At 43.5% G+C, this 19489-nt stretch carries 19 protein-coding genes; 8 read left to right on the top strand and 11 right to left on the bottom strand.

The annotated features are described in order from the left end of the window. Positions 1–91: 91 nt before the first annotated feature. Complete coding sequence (metG, locus tag DL796_RS05985) at positions 92–2149, bottom strand: methionine--tRNA ligase (RefSeq protein ID WP_110200811.1); 2058 nt, start codon at positions 2147–2149, stop codon at positions 92–94. A gap of 173 nt (positions 2150–2322) precedes the next feature. On the opposite strand from metG, the gene apbC reads away from it, so the two are divergent. The 3 genes from apbC to DL796_RS05970 all read left to right on the top strand — a co-directional run bounded on the left by apbC (position 2323) and on the right by DL796_RS05970 (position 4858). After that, the gene (gene apbC, locus DL796_RS05980) at positions 2323–3411 is read left to right on the top strand and encodes an iron-sulfur cluster carrier protein ApbC (RefSeq protein WP_110200810.1); all 1089 of its coding nucleotides are present in this window, start codon (positions 2323–2325) and stop codon (positions 3409–3411) included. Between the two features lie 62 nt (positions 3412–3473). Then, on the top strand, positions 3474–4040 hold the full coding sequence (gene dcd / locus DL796_RS05975; RefSeq protein WP_110200809.1) for a dCTP deaminase: 567 nt from the start codon (positions 3474–3476) through the stop codon (positions 4038–4040). A 5-nt stretch (positions 4041–4045) separates the two neighbouring features. After that, entirely contained in the window at positions 4046–4858 is an 813-nt protein-coding gene (locus tag DL796_RS05970; protein WP_110200808.1) for a GIY-YIG nuclease family protein, read from the top strand. 7 nt (positions 4859–4865) lie between these two features. Here DL796_RS05970 and DL796_RS05965 read toward each other — a convergent pair whose 3' ends face one another. From DL796_RS05965 to DL796_RS05930, 8 genes are all read right to left on the bottom strand, one after another. Further along, positions 4866–6629 carry a DUF2207 domain-containing protein gene (locus DL796_RS05965; RefSeq protein WP_110200807.1) on the bottom strand — a complete coding sequence of 588 codons (1764 nt, stop codon included), beginning with the start codon at positions 6627–6629 and terminating at the stop codon, positions 4866–4868. Continuing rightward, positions 6622–7170 carry a LemA family protein gene (locus tag DL796_RS05960; RefSeq protein ID WP_110200806.1) on the bottom strand — a complete coding sequence of 183 codons (549 nt, stop codon included), beginning with the start codon at positions 7168–7170 and terminating at the stop codon, positions 6622–6624. Before DL796_RS05960 ends, DL796_RS05965 begins: the two co-directional genes overlap by 8 nt. A gap of 81 nt (positions 7171–7251) precedes the next feature. Then, positions 7252–7659, bottom strand: coding sequence for a hypothetical protein (locus DL796_RS05955; protein ID WP_110200805.1), 408 nt, complete (start codon positions 7657–7659; stop codon positions 7252–7254). 42 nt (positions 7660–7701) lie between these two features. Continuing rightward, positions 7702–8475, bottom strand: a complete 774-nt coding sequence (locus DL796_RS05950; RefSeq protein WP_227592999.1) for a DUF3108 domain-containing protein — start codon at positions 8473–8475, stop codon at positions 7702–7704. Beyond that, the gene (purN, locus tag DL796_RS05945) at positions 8441–9055 is read right to left on the bottom strand and encodes a phosphoribosylglycinamide formyltransferase (protein ID WP_110200803.1); all 615 of its coding nucleotides are present in this window, start codon (positions 9053–9055) and stop codon (positions 8441–8443) included. The genes DL796_RS05950 and purN overlap by 35 nt, the downstream gene beginning before the upstream one ends. Positions 9056–9096: 41 nt before the next feature. Then, a complete protein-coding gene (gene purM / locus DL796_RS05940; RefSeq protein ID WP_110201333.1) occupies positions 9097–10134 on the bottom strand; it encodes a phosphoribosylformylglycinamidine cyclo-ligase in 1038 nt (345 codons plus the stop codon). Between the two features lie 187 nt (positions 10135–10321). Beyond that, positions 10322–10987, bottom strand: a complete 666-nt coding sequence (locus tag DL796_RS05935; RefSeq protein WP_110200802.1) for an OmpA family protein — start codon at positions 10985–10987, stop codon at positions 10322–10324. A 171-nt stretch (positions 10988–11158) separates the two neighbouring features. Further along, entirely contained in the window at positions 11159–11725 is a 567-nt protein-coding gene (locus DL796_RS05930; protein WP_110200801.1) for a hypoxanthine-guanine phosphoribosyltransferase, read from the bottom strand. Between the two features lie 334 nt (positions 11726–12059). Between DL796_RS05930 and DL796_RS05925 the strand changes: the two genes are divergently transcribed. From DL796_RS05925 to hda, 3 genes are all read left to right on the top strand, one after another. Continuing rightward, the gene (locus tag DL796_RS05925; RefSeq protein WP_110200800.1) at positions 12060–13193 is read left to right on the top strand and encodes a DUF2066 domain-containing protein; all 1134 of its coding nucleotides are present in this window, start codon (positions 12060–12062) and stop codon (positions 13191–13193) included. Between the two features lie 22 nt (positions 13194–13215). Next, on the top strand, positions 13216–13824 hold the full coding sequence (locus DL796_RS05920; RefSeq protein WP_110200799.1) for a CDP-alcohol phosphatidyltransferase family protein: 609 nt from the start codon (positions 13216–13218) through the stop codon (positions 13822–13824). A gap of 81 nt (positions 13825–13905) precedes the next feature. After that, complete coding sequence (gene hda, locus DL796_RS05915; RefSeq protein WP_110200798.1) at positions 13906–14601, top strand: DnaA regulatory inactivator Hda; 696 nt, start codon at positions 13906–13908, stop codon at positions 14599–14601. An 18-nt stretch (positions 14602–14619) separates the two neighbouring features. Here the strand turns inward: hda and DL796_RS05910 are convergent, their stop codons facing one another. Further along, positions 14620–14991 (bottom strand): carboxymuconolactone decarboxylase family protein, encoded by a 372-nt coding sequence (locus DL796_RS05910; RefSeq protein ID WP_110200797.1) that lies wholly within the window; start codon positions 14989–14991, stop codon positions 14620–14622. Between the two features lie 140 nt (positions 14992–15131). On the opposite strand from DL796_RS05910, the gene DL796_RS05905 reads away from it, so the two are divergent. Both DL796_RS05905 and DL796_RS05900 read left to right on the top strand, forming a co-directional pair. Further along, complete coding sequence (locus DL796_RS05905) at positions 15132–16862, top strand: pentapeptide repeat-containing protein (protein ID WP_110200796.1); 1731 nt, start codon at positions 15132–15134, stop codon at positions 16860–16862. Continuing rightward, entirely contained in the window at positions 16863–17768 is a 906-nt protein-coding gene (locus tag DL796_RS05900) for a TolB-like translocation protein (protein WP_110200795.1), read from the top strand. A 108-nt stretch (positions 17769–17876) separates the two neighbouring features. On the opposite strand, the gene pckA is transcribed toward DL796_RS05900, so the two are convergent. After that, the gene (gene pckA / locus DL796_RS05895) at positions 17877–19478 is read right to left on the bottom strand and encodes a phosphoenolpyruvate carboxykinase (ATP) (RefSeq protein ID WP_110200794.1); all 1602 of its coding nucleotides are present in this window, start codon (positions 19476–19478) and stop codon (positions 17877–17879) included. Positions 19479–19489: the final 11 nt, after the last annotated feature.

The raw sequence follows: 19489 nt of genomic DNA, 5'->3' as shown, positions 1-19489 counted from the left end.
CTAACTAACTTATTGATATGTTTGAGTATTGTGCGATAGCCGCTTAGCTAAATCAATTAATGATGAATAAGCGGCTTACGCGATCAGGTGCTTATTTTACGCGCATACCTGGCTGTGCGCCTTCGTCTGGATTCATAATCCATAAGTCTTTGCCACCTGGACCAGCGGCTAAAACCATGCCTTCCGACATGCCGAAGCGCATCTTGCGCGGCGCAAGGTTGGCGACCATAACGGTTAGCTTACCCTCTAAATCTTCTGGGTTATAGGCTGATTTAATACCGGCGAAGACTTGTTTAGTCACGCCCTGGCCAAGATCTAACTGAAGTTTAAGGAGTTTATCTGCGCCTTCAACATGTTCAGCTTTAGCAATTTTAGCAATTCTCAAATCAATTTTATCGAAGTCACCGAATTCAATTTCATCTTTGATTGGATCGTCCAACTGAGGTGCGTCGAGCTTCGCTTCTTCTTGTAAATCTTCTTTAGAGTCTTCAATCATGGCTTCAACCTGTTTCATGTCGATACGTTGCATCATTGGCTTGAATTTATTGATTTCGTGGCCGGATAGAACTTCTTGAGCACTCGCCCAGTTAAGGGTGTCGAGTTTTAAAAAGTCTTGAACCTTGCCTGCAAGCTCTGGCAACACTGGTGCTAAATAGGTGGTTAAAGCTTTAAACATATTAATGCCAAGGCTACATACTTGATGTGCGCGCTCTTTGGTCTCGTCGTTTTTAACCAGTTTCCAAGGTTCTTCGTTAGCGATGTAGGCGTTGGCTTTATCGGCAAGCGCCATGATGTGTTTTACAGCACGACCAAAGTCACGGTTTTCGTAATGTTCGGCTAGAGTTTCTGAGGCTTCTGTAAACTCACTCATTAACTCTGGCTCGATAATCGTATCGCTTAATTTGCCATCGAACTGCTTGGTGATGAAGCCCGCGCAACGGCTGGCGATATTGACTAACTTACCGACTAAGTCAGAGTTTACACGCTGTACAAAGTCTTCTAGATTCAAATCAAAGTCATCGATACGGCTCGATAGTTTCGCGGCATAGTAGTAGCGCAAGAACTCAGGGCGGAAGTGCTCTAAATAAGTTCTAGCTTTGATGAAGGTGCCTTTCGACTTCGACATTTTGTTGCCATTGACGGTAACAAAACCATGGGCCCATACAGCGCTTGGTGTGCGGTAGCCTGCACCTTTAAGGACTGATGGCCAGAATAGGGTGTGGAAATAAATAATGTCTTTACCAATAAAGTGATAAACCTCAGCGTCGCTATCTTTGCCCCAGTAATCATCGAAGTTAATATCATCACGTTTATCGCATAAGTTCTTAAAGCTCGCCATATAGCCAATTGGCGCGTCTAGCCAGACGTAGAAGTATTTGTCCTTTTCTCCAGGGATTTCCCAGCCAAAGTAAGGCGCGTCGCGTGAAATGTCCCACTGACGCAAATCATCCAGCCATTCGTTCATTTTGTTCTGAACTTCGGGCTGAACGTGTGGCGTGCCTTCTAGGGTTTCAGAGCTTAACCAGTCGCGTAAAAAGCCTTCGAAGCCTTTAAGGTCAAAGAAGAAGTGTTCAGATTCTTTGGTGATCGGTGTGGCTCCCGAAACCGCAGATTTAGGGTTAATCAGTTCAGTCGTGGTGTAAGTGGCGCCACAGTTATCGCAATTATCGCCATACTGATCTTCAGACTTACATTTAGGGCATGTACCTTGAACGAAGCGATCCGGCAGGAACATGTTCTTTTCAGGATCGTAAAGCTGATTAATTCTTTTTGAGCTAATATGACCAGCTTCTTTAAGCTTAAGGTATATGCTCTGGGTCAGCTCTTTAGATTCTTGGCTGTGCGTCGTGTAATAGTTATCAAAACCGATCAACGCATCTTTAAAGTCTTTTTCATGGGCTGCTTGGCTTTCCTGAATAAATGCTTCAGGCGTTTTGCCTTCTTTTTCTGCGCGCAGCATCACTGGCGTACCGTGAGTGTCGTCGGCGCAGACGTAGAAACACTGATGGCCGCGTGATTTCTGGAAACGCACCCAAATATCAGTTTGCACATACTCAAGCAAGTGGCCGATATGAATATCGCCGTTGGCATAGGGTAGGGCGCTGGTGACTAAAATTTTACGTTGAGTCGGTTGATTTTCAGCAGTCATGAACAATACTTCGTGGTTTACAGTTTATAGCGGTGAATCTTACTGGTTTTGCCCCAATTTTTCATTAACTAATTAAGCTTTAAGTCGAGTCTAAGGTAAACAGGCCTTGGTTTTATGCGCTAAAAGACTTAGACTTTGAGGCATCCCCAAGAAACCTCTAATTTCTATATTATATGGTCACTGAAGAACAGATTCGCGAATACCTTTCTGAATACCGAGATCCTTTGCTTAAACAAGGCTTAGTAGACGCTAAGGTATTGAAAAATATTGAAATAAAAGGCGATAACGCCACTATCTCATTGAAGCTAGGTTTCCCGCTTGGTCAATACCAAGAGCAACTGAAGAAGGAGTTGACGGAATACCTAAATGATAAAGCTCCGGCCTTGAATGTTGAGCTCGACATAAGCTGGCGCGTTGATGCCCATGTTCATCCAGCGAAAGTCAAAGCCATGCCTAATGTTAAGAATATTATTGCGGTGGCTTCTGGCAAAGGTGGTGTTGGTAAATCGACCACTTCGGTCAACCTAGCGCTGGCATTAAAAGCTTTGGGCGCTAATGTTGGCATTTTGGATGCGGATATTTATGGTCCTAGTATGCCGATTATGCTTGGGATGCAGGGCAAGAATCCTGAAACCATCGATAAGAAGTCGATATTGCCAATTACTAGCCATGGTTTACAATCAATGTCGATTGGTTACTTAGTCAAGCCTGAGCAAGCGATGGTGTGGCGCGGTCCAATGGCTAGTGGTGCGTTGCAACAACTGATTAACGATACTCAGTGGAAAGATTTAGATTACTTGATTATTGACTTACCACCTGGAACTGGTGATATTCAGTTGACCATGGCACAGAAGATTCCAGTAACCGCAGCGATTGTGGTGACGACACCACAAGATATTGCGCTGGCGGATGCTCGAAAGGCAGTGACCATGTTTAACAAAGTTTCAGTGCCGGTACTTGGCGTTGTGGAAAATATGGCGATGCACACCTGTTCGAACTGTGGCCATGAAGAGCATATCTTCGGTCAAGGTGGCGGTGATACGCTGGCTAAAGAGATTGGAGTTGAGCTACTCGGTAGCTTGCCTTTGTCGCTGAATATTCGTGAGCAGACTGATGCTGGTGAGCCGACAGTAGCCAAGGAGCCTCAGTCCGAGATTACACAGAGGTACCTGGATATAGCGCAGCGGATGACTGCTAAGTTGTCGTTAGAAGCGAAAGATTTTAAGGCGAGTTTTCCGTCAATTTCGATTGAGAATACATAGGGAAAGCGCATTTTTCTGCAAAGCGTTTAAAAAGATAATATTAGAAATAGAGAACATAGATTATGAGCATAAAATCAGATAAGTGGATCCGTCGCATGGCGGAGAATGAGGGGATGATCGACCCGTTTGAGCCTGGCCAGGTTCGTCATGTCAACGATCAAAAAATCGTGTCTTACGGTACATCAAGCTATGGTTATGACGTTCGTTGTTCGGAGCATTTTAAGATCTTCACAAACGTCCACTCCAGTATCGTCGACCCTAAAAACTTTGATGAAAAAAGCTTTGTCGATGTTGAGAGTGATGTTTGTATTATCCCACCGAATTCTTTCGCACTCGCCAGTACAGTCGAATACTTTAGAATCCCTCGTAGCGTTTTGACTGTTTGTTTAGGTAAATCGACTTATGCACGTTGTGGCATTATCGTCAATGTGACGCCGCTAGAGCCTGAATGGGAAGGGCACGTCACCCTTGAGTTTTCTAACACAACACCGCTACCAGCAAAGATCTATGCCAACGAAGGCGTGGCGCAAATGCTGTTCTACGAATCAGACGAAGTTTGCGAAACCTCATACAAAGATCGTGGCGGTAAATATCAAGGCCAACGTGGAGTGACTTTGCCTAAGACGTAAAATCTATGCTTAATATTAACTTATCAGAACTTCTAGATGCTGAGTTAGCAAGTGATTGTAAAGTACACTTGGCTAGTTGGAATGGCAAGGATCAGCCATTGGATGTTTTTGTAAATGACAAAGCTAGATGGAAAGGATGGAATGAATATAAAGGTAAAAGAGATGACTTTAATCGTAAGTATATTTTTAGCTTGATTCAGTTTTATCCAGAAAAAGATCGCTGGCTATTTGGTGGGTTGTTTGAAGTTATTAAGAGGTATTCTGATAGGTACGAAGTTGAATTAGACGAAAGGTATAAGCAATATATTGGGCGACTAAAAATTCACTATAGCCGATCTGGTAGAGCAAAATCCGTGCTATTAGAGAATCAACTTCACCGAATGGATGTGGCAGAAATTTTACCGCAAATATATACGGGTGAGTTATTTCCTGGCTACGAGAACCTTAATCTTAGTTTTAAAAAACTAGAACTGATAATGCGTAACCAGAAGAAAGACTGGAAATCTGCCTTATCTCATATTAAAGGGGTATATTTAATTTCCGATCTAAAGAATGGAAGAAAGTATGTTGGTGCAGCTTACGGCATCACTGGCGTGTGGTCTAGGTGGTTCAGCTATATAAAGACTGGTCATGGCAGCAATGATGATTTTGGAAAGATCATCAAGCAATTTGGTTTAGATTACGCTCGAGAAAATTTTGAGTTCACACTGCTTGAGTATAGGCCAATGAGAACAGACGACCAAGTGATCATTGACAGGGAAATATTTTGGAAAAGAGCCCTGATAACCAGAACAGAATTTGGTTATAACAATAACTAGTTTTTTGTTACCAGCCGCCACCGCCACCACCACCGCCGCCGCCACCAGAAAAGCCGCCACCAAAACCTCCAGAACTAAACCCGCTACCAGAGCTTGAGCCAGGCGGTGTTGCTGCAGAAGACACGCTGCTGGTGAAGCTTTCCCCTAAGTTTTGCGTTAAACCACTGAAGTTAAGTCCGTTACTGTTAGAGGAGGCGAGATACCAAGCGGGTATCATGTTGGTCATGGTGCTTTGCGGTGTGTCTTTCGCCAATTGAGGTGAAAGCACATGATTAAACATATCACCCCATGTTTTTTCGATATCAAGCGCAAAGGCATAGGGTAGGTAGCGCTCGAAAGTTTCAGGTGTTTTGGTCAAAGGGTAGCGACTTCTTAATGCATCACCTTCGGCTATGGTTAAATATTCTTTTAGCCCTTCGGCTTTATCCATAAATTTTCTACCCAAAGCAGTAGGAGCCTTAAGGAGTATGCCAAATACGATATTCAAGATCATCAATGTGGCACCAGCTACAAAGAATGAGATGCCGATTGATGCAAAAGGGTGCTTGAGGTTAATCCCGAGCAAGATCGTCACTGCGGACAATACAACTCCCCAAGTAATATATTGACTGTTAGTATTGTAGTATTTGGAATTATAGTCTGAGTCTAGTGAGACTTTATGGGCAGCCATAGCTGCTCTAAATTCGGGTCTATCATTGTCTGATTGTGTACTTAATGTATCCTTATTTCTAAAGAGCGCTTGCTCTAATCGAGACTCCCCAGCGGCAAACTTTACATAACGATTCTTTTTATGACGCTTGATTAAAAACTGATTATCATTAACCTCTTCAATCGTCAGGTAGCCTTTTACGGCGAGCGATAACAGGGCTGTTGTAAATGTTTTAGAATCATAGCCGTGATTTAGAACGTAGCGCATGGCCGCTGGCGACTCTTTTTTAGGTGGATCGTAAAGCGGGATGATGACTCCTGGTTTTGGATCACGTCCATACTTTGACCAAAAATAATAGTAATAAGCGAAAGTAATAAAAATACCGACAATAAAAACCAGTAAGTGTCTATTATGAGACAGCAGTGTAATGAACTTATCGAGCGCGGTAGGCGGCTCTACGTAGCCCTTTGGTAGACCTATTTGAATGGTAAAGCCTTGGCTCGGATAAAGCGCTTTTGTGGTTTTCATGCTGATACTGTTATCACTCAAAGAGGTGAGCGCAACATGGCTGTTTCTGCTGCCGTAATAACCTGTATATGCTTGGTACTTAACTTCATCCTGAGGGATGGTCTCAGGGAAATTCACGGTTGCCGAGGCGTCTATAATGGTGAACTTCCAGTCGTTTCCGGTGACATTCCAATAGAGTTCGTCAACATCCTCATAGAAGCCGAGCTGATTGTTGGTCTTATAGCGAATGATGTATTTGTAAACACCTGGCTTGAGGTATTGATCAGAGTCGCCGATATAAAGCCTGACGCCATTGCGTAAATCCTTGGTCATCCAGTCAACAGGCTCTCCGTCTTGGGTGACTGACTCAATATCGAAATCCACCTGATAGTTGTTTCCAAACCTGTTACGGTAGTTGGTTGGAAACTCACGGTAGATTCCTCTTTTTATGTTCTGACCTTCTGCTTTGACGGTTATGGTTTCTGTGATGGTTAGGCTCGAGTCTTTATGGATATCAATATCGCTGTGGTAGCTTAGAATTTCTTCAACCGATTGCGCAGGTAACGTAATGAGTGTCGAGCAGGCTACTAGCGCCAAGATTATGTGTTTAAGCATTGGTGTTAACCTTAATCGCTGATCGAATATTGGGTGACGCCACTTTGAAGAACTCTGCTTCTTGAAATTTGAATATTTTTGCAACGAGGCTATCTGGTAACTGCTGGATCTTAGTGTTATAAAGCTTGACGCTGCCATTGTAATAACGACGTGCATATTGAAGTTTGTCTTCGGTTTCAGCAAGCTCTTGCATGAGTTCAAGAAAAGACTGGTTGGCTTTTAGCTCTGGGTAACTTTCTTGTAAAAGTAGTAGCTTATCCAGTTTTTGGTTGATTTGAGTTTCAATCGACTCTTGCGAAGAGGGGGAGTTATTGGTTTCTGCGCTACGCAGCAGAGTGATTAATTCTAACGTTTCTTGTTCGTAGTCTTTATAAGCTTTTACGGCTTTTACTAGCTGTGGAATAAGATCGTGGCGGCGGTTCAACTGTACGTCTATATCGCTCCAAGCCGAACTGACTTGGTTTTTGAGGCCGATAATTTTGTTATACGTTAATAAAGCCCAAAGCAGTATTGCTGCGATGATGCAAATGGTGATGATCATTATTATATATCCCTAATGAGTTGAAATTATCATAGGGCGATAAAGAGCTGATTTCAATCTTGTTGAATCAGCCCTAACTAATTATTGGCGGGTGTAGACCTGTAGGATGGGAAACTCGCTAGTACTAAAACTCAAAGTTAAGGTTTGAACTTCTTTGCCTTTAAACCTAATCTTCTTTTCAAAGGGGGAGCTTCGGTGGCCGTTTGCGTAAAGCGCCATTATTTGGTCACTGACGAATATGCGATCACCAGTTGAAGTATTTTGAAGCGTAACCGTGACTTTGCGCTGTCCGTATTCGTTGCTCATGGTCACATAGTTGACCACTTTAAAATCACTTTTGTGCGGGTAAATATTATCGTCATTGGGAAAGTTAAACTCGATATCACTGCTGATCGCCCGGTCGATGCTGAGCGCATTGCGGTCGTTAGCGCTAAGTTGGCTGGCTTGGCTAGCCAATAATATAGTGGTTAGCAGTAGCAGTTTTTTCATTTCCTTATCTCCTTGTATTTCAACTTGGTGTTATTTGTAATGCTATTTCCAATCGGTGGCGACAAGTTTCGCTTGTTCTTCACCTTCCTTAATACGTTGGATCTGTATCGGAATCATATTGTGTTCTAGGGCAAACCAAAAGTTTGTCTGGCGCTCACGTTGTGTTTCTTTTAGCTGAACTTTAGCCGTTTTTATTAGCCCTTTTTTGGTGTTTAGGATTTCTTGCCCAAGGACTTTAAACTCATGATGGCGCACACTACCGCGATAGCTAATGTCGATAGCTGGTATTGGCTTTTGCGTCAGCAGGTGTTCCCTAACAAGGGTTAGTTGAGTCAGCTGATCGAGATAGCCTGTCTTAAGAGGCTGACTCCATTCTTTTTTCTTGTATGAGCCGTGCTCAACGTTATTAATCCAGTCAAAATTCTGCATTAGGGTTGAATCCGAGCGCATGCTTGTTTGTGAGTGGCGCTGGTAGACTAAGGGCAGGATTTGCTTGTTTTCAACAGTGAATCGACTGGTTTCTTGGCGCTTGTCTGATAAAAAGTAATAACTAATATCAGATTCCATTGCCAGTTGCCATTGGCCGTTACTGAGCTGAGTGAGTTTGCGCGAAGCTGTACCAACGTCATCACCGTCATGGATAACGTCGTATTGGATAGAATAGGGCTTTAATGCGACCAAGCTTTGTGCCGAGCTTTCACCTTCAGAAAGAACCTCGTCAGCAGCTTGAGAGGTGTTTGCTAGAAGTAAAAGTAAAGTAGCAAAAGGTATCAAGAAGGCTTTATAGAGGCTTCTTGTCCATATAGGCTTTGCCATCTTTATATTCGAGGCGATCATTGCAGAATCGAGCGACCACTTCTGGGTAGAGTTGGTGCTCTTGTTGTTGGACTTTTGCTTGTAAGCTTTGCTCAGTATCACTTTTTTCCACCTTTACCGTTCGTTGTGCGATCACTGGGCCACCGTCTAGTTCAGAGGTGACAAAATGTACGCTAACTCCATGTTCTGTGTCACCATTCTCTAACGCACGCCTGTGGGTATGCAAGCCTTTATATTTAGGAAGTAGAGAAGGGTGGATATTGAGCATCTTACCTTCGTAAGGCTGAACAAACTCTGAATTCAAGATTCTCATGAAGCCGGCGAGGACGATGAGATCTGGAGTGTAACGGTTAATAACCTTGCTTAACTCTGCTTCAAAGGCTTGGCGACCGTCGAAGGCGGTATGATCCACAACCTCAGTTGGAATCTTGGCATTTTGTGCTCGAGTCAGTCCATATACATCGGGTTTATTGCTGATGACTGCGACTATATGACCGTTGATGCCGCCCATTTCGGCAGCATCAATCAAGGCTTGAAGGTTTGATCCGCTACCAGAAATGAGAACGACGATGCGCTTCATTTCTGGTGCTTGAGTAGTGTTTTCTGACAAAGGTCGGTCCGTTATAGAATAACTTGATCTTCGTTGTCGTCTCGAGCTTCAATGTGACCAACGGTATAAACCGTCTCGCCCATCATTTCGAGCATATCTTTCGCTTTTTCAGCATTCTCTTCGCTAACCACAAGGATCATGCCAATACCGCAGTTAAAAGTGCGATACATTTCTAAGCGATCAACATTACCTTCCTGTTGTAACCACTGGAAGACTTTTGGCATGCTCCAAGCGTTAGTGTTAACCACTGCTTTAGCACTTTTTGGTAATACGCGAGGTAGATTTTCTTGTAAGCCACCGCCAGTAATGTGCGATAGAGCTTTAATCTCAACTTCTTTAAATAGACGAAGTAGTGGTTTAACGTAGATTTTAGTTGGCTCTAATAAGGTTTCACCAAGTGTTTTACCGTTGTCGAACTCTTGATTGACATCGGCGCCACTAACTTCAAGAATTTTACGGATTAAGGAATAACCGTTAGAGTGAGGCCCACTTGAGGCAAGACCAAGCAACACATCACCAGACTTTACTTTGCTGCCGTCGATGATTTTCTTTTTATCGACGATACCAACGCAAAAACCGGCTAAGTCGTAGTCATCGCCTTCATACATGCCTGGCATCTCAGCAGTTTCACCGCCAATTAATGAGCAGCCTGATTGTAAACAGCCCTCAGCGATTCCAGTAACTACGTCGGCAGCGACATCAACATCTAACTTGCCTGTGGCGTAGTAGTCTAGGAAAAAAAGAGGCTCAGCACCTTGTACGATTAGGTCATTGACACACATGGCGACTAAGTCAATACCCACTGTGTCGTGCTTTTGTAAGTCTAGTGCTAAACGTAATTTGGTGCCTACACCATCAGTTCCAGCAACCAGTGCTGGTTCTTCGTAGCCTTGTGGCAAATCAAATAGAGCGCCAAAGCCGCCAATATTTCCTAATACTTCTGGGCGGTGTGTTTTCTTACAAACATCTTTGATGCGGTCAACAAGGGCGTTACCCGCGTCAATATCAACACCGGCATCTTTGTAACTAAGGGACTTTTTATCGCTCATGTTGTCACTCATGGAATTTCCTAAAACTGATGGCTTAATAGTTAAAGGCGAATTTTACTAGATGCAGACAACTATAGAAAGTCAGATAAGAAGAAAGATATAAGAAAAAAGCGGCCGAAGCCGCTTTTAGGGGTGAAAGTCAGGGGTAGGAGAGACTTTCTTATGGAATATCGACACTCAAGCTCGATTAACGTGGCTCTTGTGGGATAATAGTTAGCTCAACACGACGGTTTTTCGCGCGACCACTGGCCGACTCGTTCGAAGCGATTGGGTAGCGCTCACCAAAACCTTTAACGTGTAGTCTGCTGGCCTGAATATCGCGCTGACGTAAGTAACTGGCGACGCTCGAGGCTCGTTTCTCTGATAGACCTTGGTTATAGGCTTCTGCACCCACTGAGTCAGTAAAGCCCGCAACTTCTAAGTCAGTATCAACATACTTATAAAGTACTTTTGCTACTGAATCTAATACTGGGTAGAAGCTTGCGCTAACATCGTGACGATCGGTATCAAAGGTAATGTCACCAGGCATGATAAGCTGAATTTTGTCGCCATCACGTTGAATCCCAACACCTGTGCCCGCTAATTCTTCACGAAGCTCAGCTTCTTGGTGATCCATATAGGCACCAACACCAGCACCGATAGCACCACAACCTAAGGCTGCGTTACGCGCGTGCTTACTGTTTTCGGTCGCGCCAATAAGACCACACACTACAGCACCAACGGCACCATATTTTACGGCTTTACTGGTTTTTTCTTCGCCCGTGTAAGGGTCTAATACGGTACAACCTGATGCAACCATCGCCGCTAACGCCGCGACTGTAAATGTTTTCTTAATTGATGTTAATGATTTCATGTTTAAAATCCTCAAATTTCCCCAAAGTGTTTTTGCATTATAAGTGTTGAACTTGAATGCAAACTGAATTGAAAACATCATAGCAATATATTGTGTAATTTCTGGTGGGTTGGCGACTTTATGTGATTGAAGTCACGATTTACCTGGAAGAATTTACACAATTTCAATAAGTTACTCCTTCAAGGCATAAATGGCGGGTAGATTACGCCATGCTCCTTTATAGTCCATACCACAGCCAAAAATGTATCTGTCGACGACCTCTAGGCCGACAAAGTTAGGCTGAAAACCACTTTGCGGTTTACGGTGGTGCTGTTTATCGACTAACACAACAGAGTTGATACTGTTGGGCTTTAGCGCTTCGCATTCTTTATAAATCGCTTCTAGTGTTAAACCTTCGTCAAAAATATCATCGATCAAAATAATGTCTTTACCAAAAACCTCTTCTTGGCTGGGTCGAACGATCCAGTTGAGCTCTGCACCACGAGTGCTATCGCCATAACGGCTGGCATGTAAATACTTTAAAGTGATTGGAAACTTGAGATGACGCATTAATTGGCCGGTAAAATATAAACCACCATTCATCACACAAAAGGCGGTTACACTTTTATTGGCGAAGCGCTCTCCGGCATAAAACTGATTGATCTGCTGAGCCAGCTCTTCTATAGCTTGGTCAATTTGGGATTCGCTGATGATTAAATCGGTTGATTGTTGAATATCGTCGAAAGTCATTAGTGACATTGTTATGAGTCGTCGCTGGTTGTTGTTAGTGCAAGTATAATTAACCATGAGCATGGCTTCGAGTGTTATTTTTTGACCAAGTTAAATAAACAAGGGTACGCAAGAAGCGTAATAAAGTTAAAGATTGAGTAGCAACTTGTAGCCTCTGGCTGAAAAGCTGATAAAATAGCCAGAAATGGTATTGTCGTATATAAGTTTTATAGGTTTTTCAAGTGATTAGAGCTTCTAGGTGTTAGTATTCCTAGGAATAGTCAGACAAAGCATGGTGTAGCCTGGGGTAATCCAGCTTCTACACAATAGCTAATAATTCAATAATCATCAGTAGGAAACGAACATGTTGAATTCGCGAATTAAAGCGATAATCGCGGTATTTTTTGTTGTTGCCATAATGGGCTTTAACGCGCCATCTAAGGCTGAGCGAGTACAAAATCTCTATACTGGCGCATGGCCTGTACAAGATCAATCAAGCGCTGCTCGACATCAAGCGATTGCTGAGAGTTTGTTGCAAGCCTTGGTTCGGGCAAGTGGTAGCCGAGATGTTTCTCGTTCGCCAGTTATTCAGTCGGCTTTAGCCAATGCCGAGGATTATCTGCGTCGTTATTCGTATCAAAGGCTGTCGGCTGCCGAGCAGATGATTTATGAGAAACCTTTATTACTGAAAGCTACTTTTGATCGACGCTCAATATTAGAGCTTTTGAAGTCGGCATCTTTGCCTATTTGGGGCGAGGAAAGACCGTCAGGCTTATTTTGGATAGCCTATGGTGACGATACAAAGCGCCAAGTTGCTAGCGAAGAAAGTCAATTGATTAATGCTGGCTTAATGATTGCCACCGAAAGTCGTGGTCTGCCGGTGACTTTGCCAATGATGGATATTGATGATCAAATGGCGCTAGAAACGTCAGATGTTTGGGGGCGTGTTGAATCCTCAATCGATGAAGCTAGCAAACGCTATGCTCGAGATTACTGGGTCGCAGGGCAGCTACTCGAAACTAATAGCCAATGGCAAGGGCGCTGGCTGGTGAGAATGAACGGTCGCACTGAAAGTTTTTCCACCAGTGGTCTTACGTCTTACGAAGCCATCCAAGCTGCGGTCCATCGAGTGGCCAATTCTTTAGCCTCTAAATTAGCCGTAGTGCTTTCTGAGGATGCTCAGGAAGTACTTGTTTCTGTTGAAAATATTACAGATTTCGCAACCTTCGCACGGATTCAAAAGCACCTCAATTCATTGAGCATGGTGCGCTCTGCTAGCGCCATTGAAGTATCTAAAGATACGGTCTTATTTAAAGTAGAGTCATTAACTTCACCGCAAAACTTGATCGAAGCAATAAAAATAGGGAATAATCTGCAGCGGTCTGAGTCTGGCTTCGGCTATGACGATCGATATGGTGATGGTTATGGCGAGGGTTTTGATGAGAATAATGCCCGAAAATTAAGGGGTGACTTCCACTTTGTGTGGGGCACGCCGTAATATAACAATAAGTTAATAAAACATGAGCTTAAGTACAATTCCGAACATTATTACTGTGATGCGGGTGGTGTTAATCATTCCGTTCGCATATTTTGCATGGCACCAAGACTATGTCGCGGCCCTTGTGATCTTTTTGATTGCAGGTATTTCAGATGGTTTGGATGGCTTATTGGCAAAACGTTTTAACTGGCAAAGCCGCTTCGGTTCTATAACCGATCCCTTAGCCGATAAAATACTATTGTTTGTGGCATTATTGTTATTAGTTATGAAAGGACAGCTTTCCTGGACGCTGTTCTGGGTTTCAACTGCCCGCGACTTATTTATTGTTGGCGGCGCCACTAGCTATCATTACCTTGTCGGTCCTTATGAGATGCGTCCAAGTCTGATCTCAAAGTGGAATACTGCACTGATGATTTTGCTAGTGCTACTGGTGTTGGTTCACTTGGCTTGGTTTAAGTTGCCACTGGCTTTGATTGATACCCTTGAAATTTCAGTAATCCTAACCTGTATTATTAGTGGTATTCATTATTCATGGCTTGGTGTTTGTCATTACCGAGCAAGGGGTAAGACGGTAAAAGCCGATTCACTTGCCACAAAAGCTAAAGTTGCTGATAAAAGCGCCGCAGAGTAAAGTCGATTGGTACTTCAACCAGCACCATATTCGCCATTAAATTTTAAGAAAATAACCTTACGACGGAATAATAATCACTAAATGCAGCAATTACCTCTCGATATCGAAATAAAAGCCGAATCAACCTTTGGTAATTTTGTTGCTGGCGGTGAGGCGAATTCACAATTAGTATCTATGCTGCAACAGACTGCGCAGGGACAAAGCGATTTTATTTTTGTCTATGGTGAAGCGGGAACCGGCAGAACACACTTATTGCAAGCCTTTACCCACCGTTTTTCTGAAGCATTCCCACAAAAGCTCGTTGCCTATTTGCCTTTAGATAATCAGCAATTGGTGCCGGCAATGGTTGATGGTCTCGCAGGTTTTGATGCTGTATGTCTTGACGGAATTGAACATTGTCTGGGTGATAAAGCCTGGGAAACCGCTTTTTTCAACCTCTACAATCAATTAAAAGAGCAGAGCAAAACCTTTATCATTGCGGCCAATCAGTCACCGCAAAATCTTGAGTTTGCTTTGGCAGACTTGAAATCTCGATTCAGTGCCATGTTAATTCATGCCATTCAGCCGTTATCCGATGACGACAAGCGACGTTTTCTACAAACTAAAGCTAAAGAACGCGGTTTAGAACTGAGTGAAGAAGTAGCGACTTATTTATTGTCTCGCCAGCAGCGGGATTTACCCCATTTAGTTGAACTGCTTGAGCAGTTAGATCATGCGTCTTTGCAGGCTAAGCGCCGCTTAACGATTCCCTTCGTTAAGCAAGTGTTAGAATTATAATAGGCTGTTGATTACCGCTTATTGTTGTTGAGCTTGCTCGTTGAACAAAAACTCTAGGCTCGTTTTGGCATGGCGAAGGTGAGGAATCACAATTGAGCCACCAACTAGCATAGCAACGCCCATCGCCTCATCGATTTCTTCTTTATTCCAGCCCTGCTTAACCGCCTGCTCCAAATGGTAATCAATACAATCATTACAACGTAAAACCATCGAAGCCACCAAGCCCAGCAACTCCTTAGTTTTACTGTCCAACTTGCCTTCGCCATAAGCCGTTTTGTCCAAACCAAAAAAGCGTTTAATGAGCAAACTATCCGTGTCTAAAGCTTTTGCATTTCCTGCTTCACGTTCAGCACGAAACTGCTCAAACGGGTGTTTGTTGTGTTCAGTCATAATTCTTAATCCAATGCTAAAAAAGTTATTGTACAAATAAGATTCTGAAGTACAAGCAAAAGCCTCAGGCGTACTGTTTTCAATAACTTAACTATGGTATAAAGAAGAGTGGTCTGAAGAGCTATGAGGATAATGCTCGTATGGGTGAAGCAAACGAAGAACTCTATGATGTATTGGTACAAGGTGCCGATGCTTGGAATCGCTGGCGCAAAGATAACCCAAAAGAAAGTGTGGTTTTTGATGGTTTAGATTTGCGTGGCCTAGACTTGTCTGATTGTGACTTGTCGGAAGCAAGTTTTGTTGGAACAAACCTTGCTTATGCGGATCTGAAAAATGCCGTTCTTATCGCCAGTAATCTTACTGATGCGAACCTTTGTTATTGTAATTTATCGAATGCGAAATTAATCGCAGCGAATCTGAATCAAGCAAACCTAAGTCATGCAAATCTGTTGCATGCTAACTTGCTAACAGCAATCTGTTATCGCACCGATTTATCGAACGTGGATTTACGCGATCATGATCTTAGAGGTCAGGATTTGCGTGAGGCAAACCTAAGTGGCGCCGATTTACGCGGTCAAAATCTCGAAGGTCTCGATATGCAGGGCGCAAAACTCATTGGCTCTAAAATGGAGCGGGTGAATTTGCGCGATACCAACCTTACTGGGGCGAACCTTTCCGATGTGGATCTCTCTAGTTGCAGTATCGATGGTGTGGCGCTGAAAGGTGCAAACCTGAGTAATGTGAATTTAGCCTCACAGAATCTTACTGGATTTAATCTTTCGAAAGTTAACTTCCAAGGTGCTGACTTGCGTGGCGCCAATTTAAGCAAAGCAAACTTAGACGGAGCCAAACTCAGTTCAAGTAAATTGTGGCAGGTTCAAACCAAGGGTTGGTCGATTCGGAATATAGAATGCTCACACGCTAGCTGGGATCAGCGCGGTCGCGACTTTACGCACTATTCGCCACATCAGTTTGAGAAACTGTTTTCCGATAAGATTACCTTTACATTGCGCTACCAGCGTATGTTGTCTTATCAGGATTTGGCAACCTTGCCGTTCCTTATTGAGCACCTTGAGGCAAGCTATTGGGGCTGTAAGCTACGCATTCGTGATATCCGCAACGAGCCCGGCGACACCCGAGCGATATTGGTAGTGGAAGATACGGGGGGGTTAAATCCATCGGTTCTTGAGTCTAGTTTGCAACAAGAAGCCGACAAATTGCAGTCGATTCAAATAAGCCTGCAGTCAGAGCGACGTCTGCAATTTGAAATTCGTGAGTCATTACAGGCGATAAAAGATAAATACTGGCCTAAGTTACTAGAACTGTCGGAAATCGATAGTGATGCGAAAACACGTCGTTTAGCGGTGTTATTTACGGATTTAAAAGGTTTTTCCAACTGGAGCGAAGAAGAACGAACCGATAAGTTATCATTGTTCAGAGGGCTTCTAAAGCCGGTTCTTAAAAAATGGAATGCTAGTTACCCAAACATGGAAGGCGACTCTTTAAGAGCGACCTTCCAGACTGTTGAGCAGTCGCTACACTGCGCAGCTATGATGCAACGTGTATTGGCGGGAGCTGGCTTTACTCTGCGGATCGGTTTAGATATTGGTGAAGTTAAAATTACTCACAATGAAATTACTGAGCAGTTGGATATTGAAGGCGATGCTATCAACTTTGCTGCCCGCCTTGAGGCGATGGCTGACTCAGGACAAGTTCTAGTCTCTGAGAATGTTCGTCATTACGCGATTCAGTCAGACGCTCCATTCAACTTCACTGAGCACAGATTAGCTTTACAAAAAGCAGTCGGCGACAAGCAAGCGGGCGATACTATTGTTTGTTATAGCTCAAGCAGCGCCCTTGAGGACAGCTAGATGGTAACTACTCATATTATTAAAACTATAGGCTTGTCTCTTGGTATTACTCTTAGCTTCACCTTAGCCGGTGTTAGTGATGCCAACTCAGAAGATATTATGATGTTGCCCTTACACAAAGGCATCGATGCTAAATATCGAGTCGAGCTCAAGCCAACTCACGTCACACAACGCGTTGGTTATGATAATCAGCCAAAGTTTGGGCCTGATGGGAAGAGTCTTTATTTTACGCGCCAGCTAGATAAAGCTGGTGGTGAAGGGCTACAGACGGATATATTTAAATTCGATATCGATAGTAAGGATGTAATTAACGTCACTCAGACAGAAGATATTAGCGAATATTCACCAACGCCTTACAATGCCGACTTTTTGTCGACCGTTAGAGTAAACCCAGAAGGTGAGCAGCACTTAAGTTTGTTTAATAGTGAAGCAAAAGCTCACGAAGTCTTAAGAAGCGATATTGAGCCTGTTGGCTATTTTGCATGGCTTCAGCCGACTAAAGCTGCTGTTTTTGTCCTAGGTGATGTTATGACTTTACAGATCTTGGACACTGAGTCAGAGCAGCAACCACTGGTTTTAGAAGAGCAGATTGGACGCTGCTTTGAAACCGTTGCTAATAACGTCATCACCTTTTCTAAGGAAGAAGATGGAATCCATCAGTTATATGCTCTAACCTCAGATGGCGCTATCAGCTCTCTCGAGTTGAATTTGCCGCAAGGTGTGCAAGATTATGTATGGGTTGATAGTCAGCATCTTATTGTTGGTCAAGGCTCTAAGCTGTTTATGGTGAGCTCTGCTGAGACAAAAGAATTAGCAGACTTATCGTCACTTGATGTTGATGGCATCACTCGACTCGCCCTAAGCCCTGATAAATCCCGTTTAGCGCTGGTCTACCAGCGCCCTTAAAAGTTATGGGCAATTGACTCGTTAGCATTTTGTTATTGTTATCGAAGCATTAAAAAAGCCGCTAGATAGCGGCTTTTTTAATATCTAAGGTTTAGATTATAACAGTCCTTAAATTTTAGGACCTGCTTTAATCAGCTCTTCAGCTTTTTCGTTATCAGCAAAACGATTGAAGTTTTTGATAAACATTGCTGCTAGTTCTTTCGCCTTAGTTTCCCACTCAGCAGGATCTCTGTATGTATCCTGAGGGTTTAAGATACCAGTGTCGACACCGTTAAGCTCAGTTGGGATCGCTAGGTTAAAGTAAGGCAAGTTAGCAAATTCACAGTTTTCGATAGAGCCATCCATGATGGCATCGATGATACCGCGAGTATCTTTGATAGAAATACGCTTGCCAGTACCGTTCCAGCCCGTGTTCACCAAGTAAACTTCCGCGCCAGCATCGCTAATACGCTTCTCTAGAACTTCTGCGTACTGAGTTGGGTGTAAGCTTAGGAAGGCTTCACCAAAGCAAGATGAGAAGGTAGGAGTCGGCTCAGTAACACCGCGCTCAGTACCGGCTAGCTTAGCGGTAAAGCCCGATAAGAAGTAGTATTGAGTTTGTTCTGGTGTTAGCTTAGCAACAGGTGGTAAGACACCAAATGCATCAGCACTTAAGAAGATAACTTTGTTCGCGTGGCCCGCTTTAGACACTGGCTTAACGATGTTATCGATATGGTAAATTGGGTATGAAACACGAGTGTTTTCAGTTTTGCTGTTGTCATCGAAGTCGATATTGCCTTTCTTATCAACCACAACGTTCTCTAGCAAAGCATCACGGCGGATAGCTCTAAAGATGTCTGGCTCGTTTTCTTCAGAAAGGTTAATGGTTTTTGCGTAACAACCACCTTCGAAGTTAAAGACGCCGTTGTCATCCCAACCATGCTCGTCATCACCAATTAGCGCACGCTTTGGATCTGTCGATAGGGTTGTTTTACCTGTACCAGAAAGACCGAAGAAGATTGCCACGTCGCCATCTTTGCCAACGTTCGCTGAACAGTGCATCGAAGCAATACCTTTTAGCGGCAATAAGTAGTTCATCATTGAGAACATACCTTTTTTCATTTCGCCGCCATACCAAGTGCCGCCAATCAACTGAATTTTTTCAGTAAGGTTGAAAGCAACAAAGTTTTCAGAGTTTAAGCCATGTTCTTGCCACTTCTCATTCACAGCTTTAGAGCCGTTCATGACTACGAAGTCAGGCTCAAAGTCCTGTAGTTCTTCCTCAGTAGGGCGAATGAACATGTTTTTAACAAAATGTGCCTGCCAAGCAACTTGTGTAATAAAGCGTACTTTTAAGCGAGTATCTTCGTTTGCGCCACAGAACGTATCGACAACGAATAAACGACTGCCTGATAATTGCTCAGTAACCGTTTCTTTTAGGTCGCTCCAGATGGCTGGAGAGATTGGCTTGTTATCGTTAACGCCGTTTTTTGACCACCAAACAGTATCACGAGTGATATCATCCTCGACGATATACTTATCTTTTGGTGAACGACCAGTGAAAATACCAGTGTCTACCGAAACAGCACCCATGTTAGTGACAGTGCCGCGCTCGTAGCCGCTAATGTCATCTCGGGTTTCTTCTTCGTATAAAGTGTCGTAGGACGGGTTATAAACGATTTCGTGGACTGAATGAATGCCGTATTGGCTCAGGTCAACATCGCGGGACATGTGAGTTACTC

It is taken from the genome of Kangiella spongicola, assembly GCF_003194565.2.
Taxonomy (GTDB): domain Bacteria; phylum Pseudomonadota; class Gammaproteobacteria; order Enterobacterales; family Kangiellaceae; genus Kangiella; species Kangiella spongicola.
Note: the sequence above shows the minus strand (reverse complement) of the source record. Positions and strands in the feature narration are given on the sequence as shown.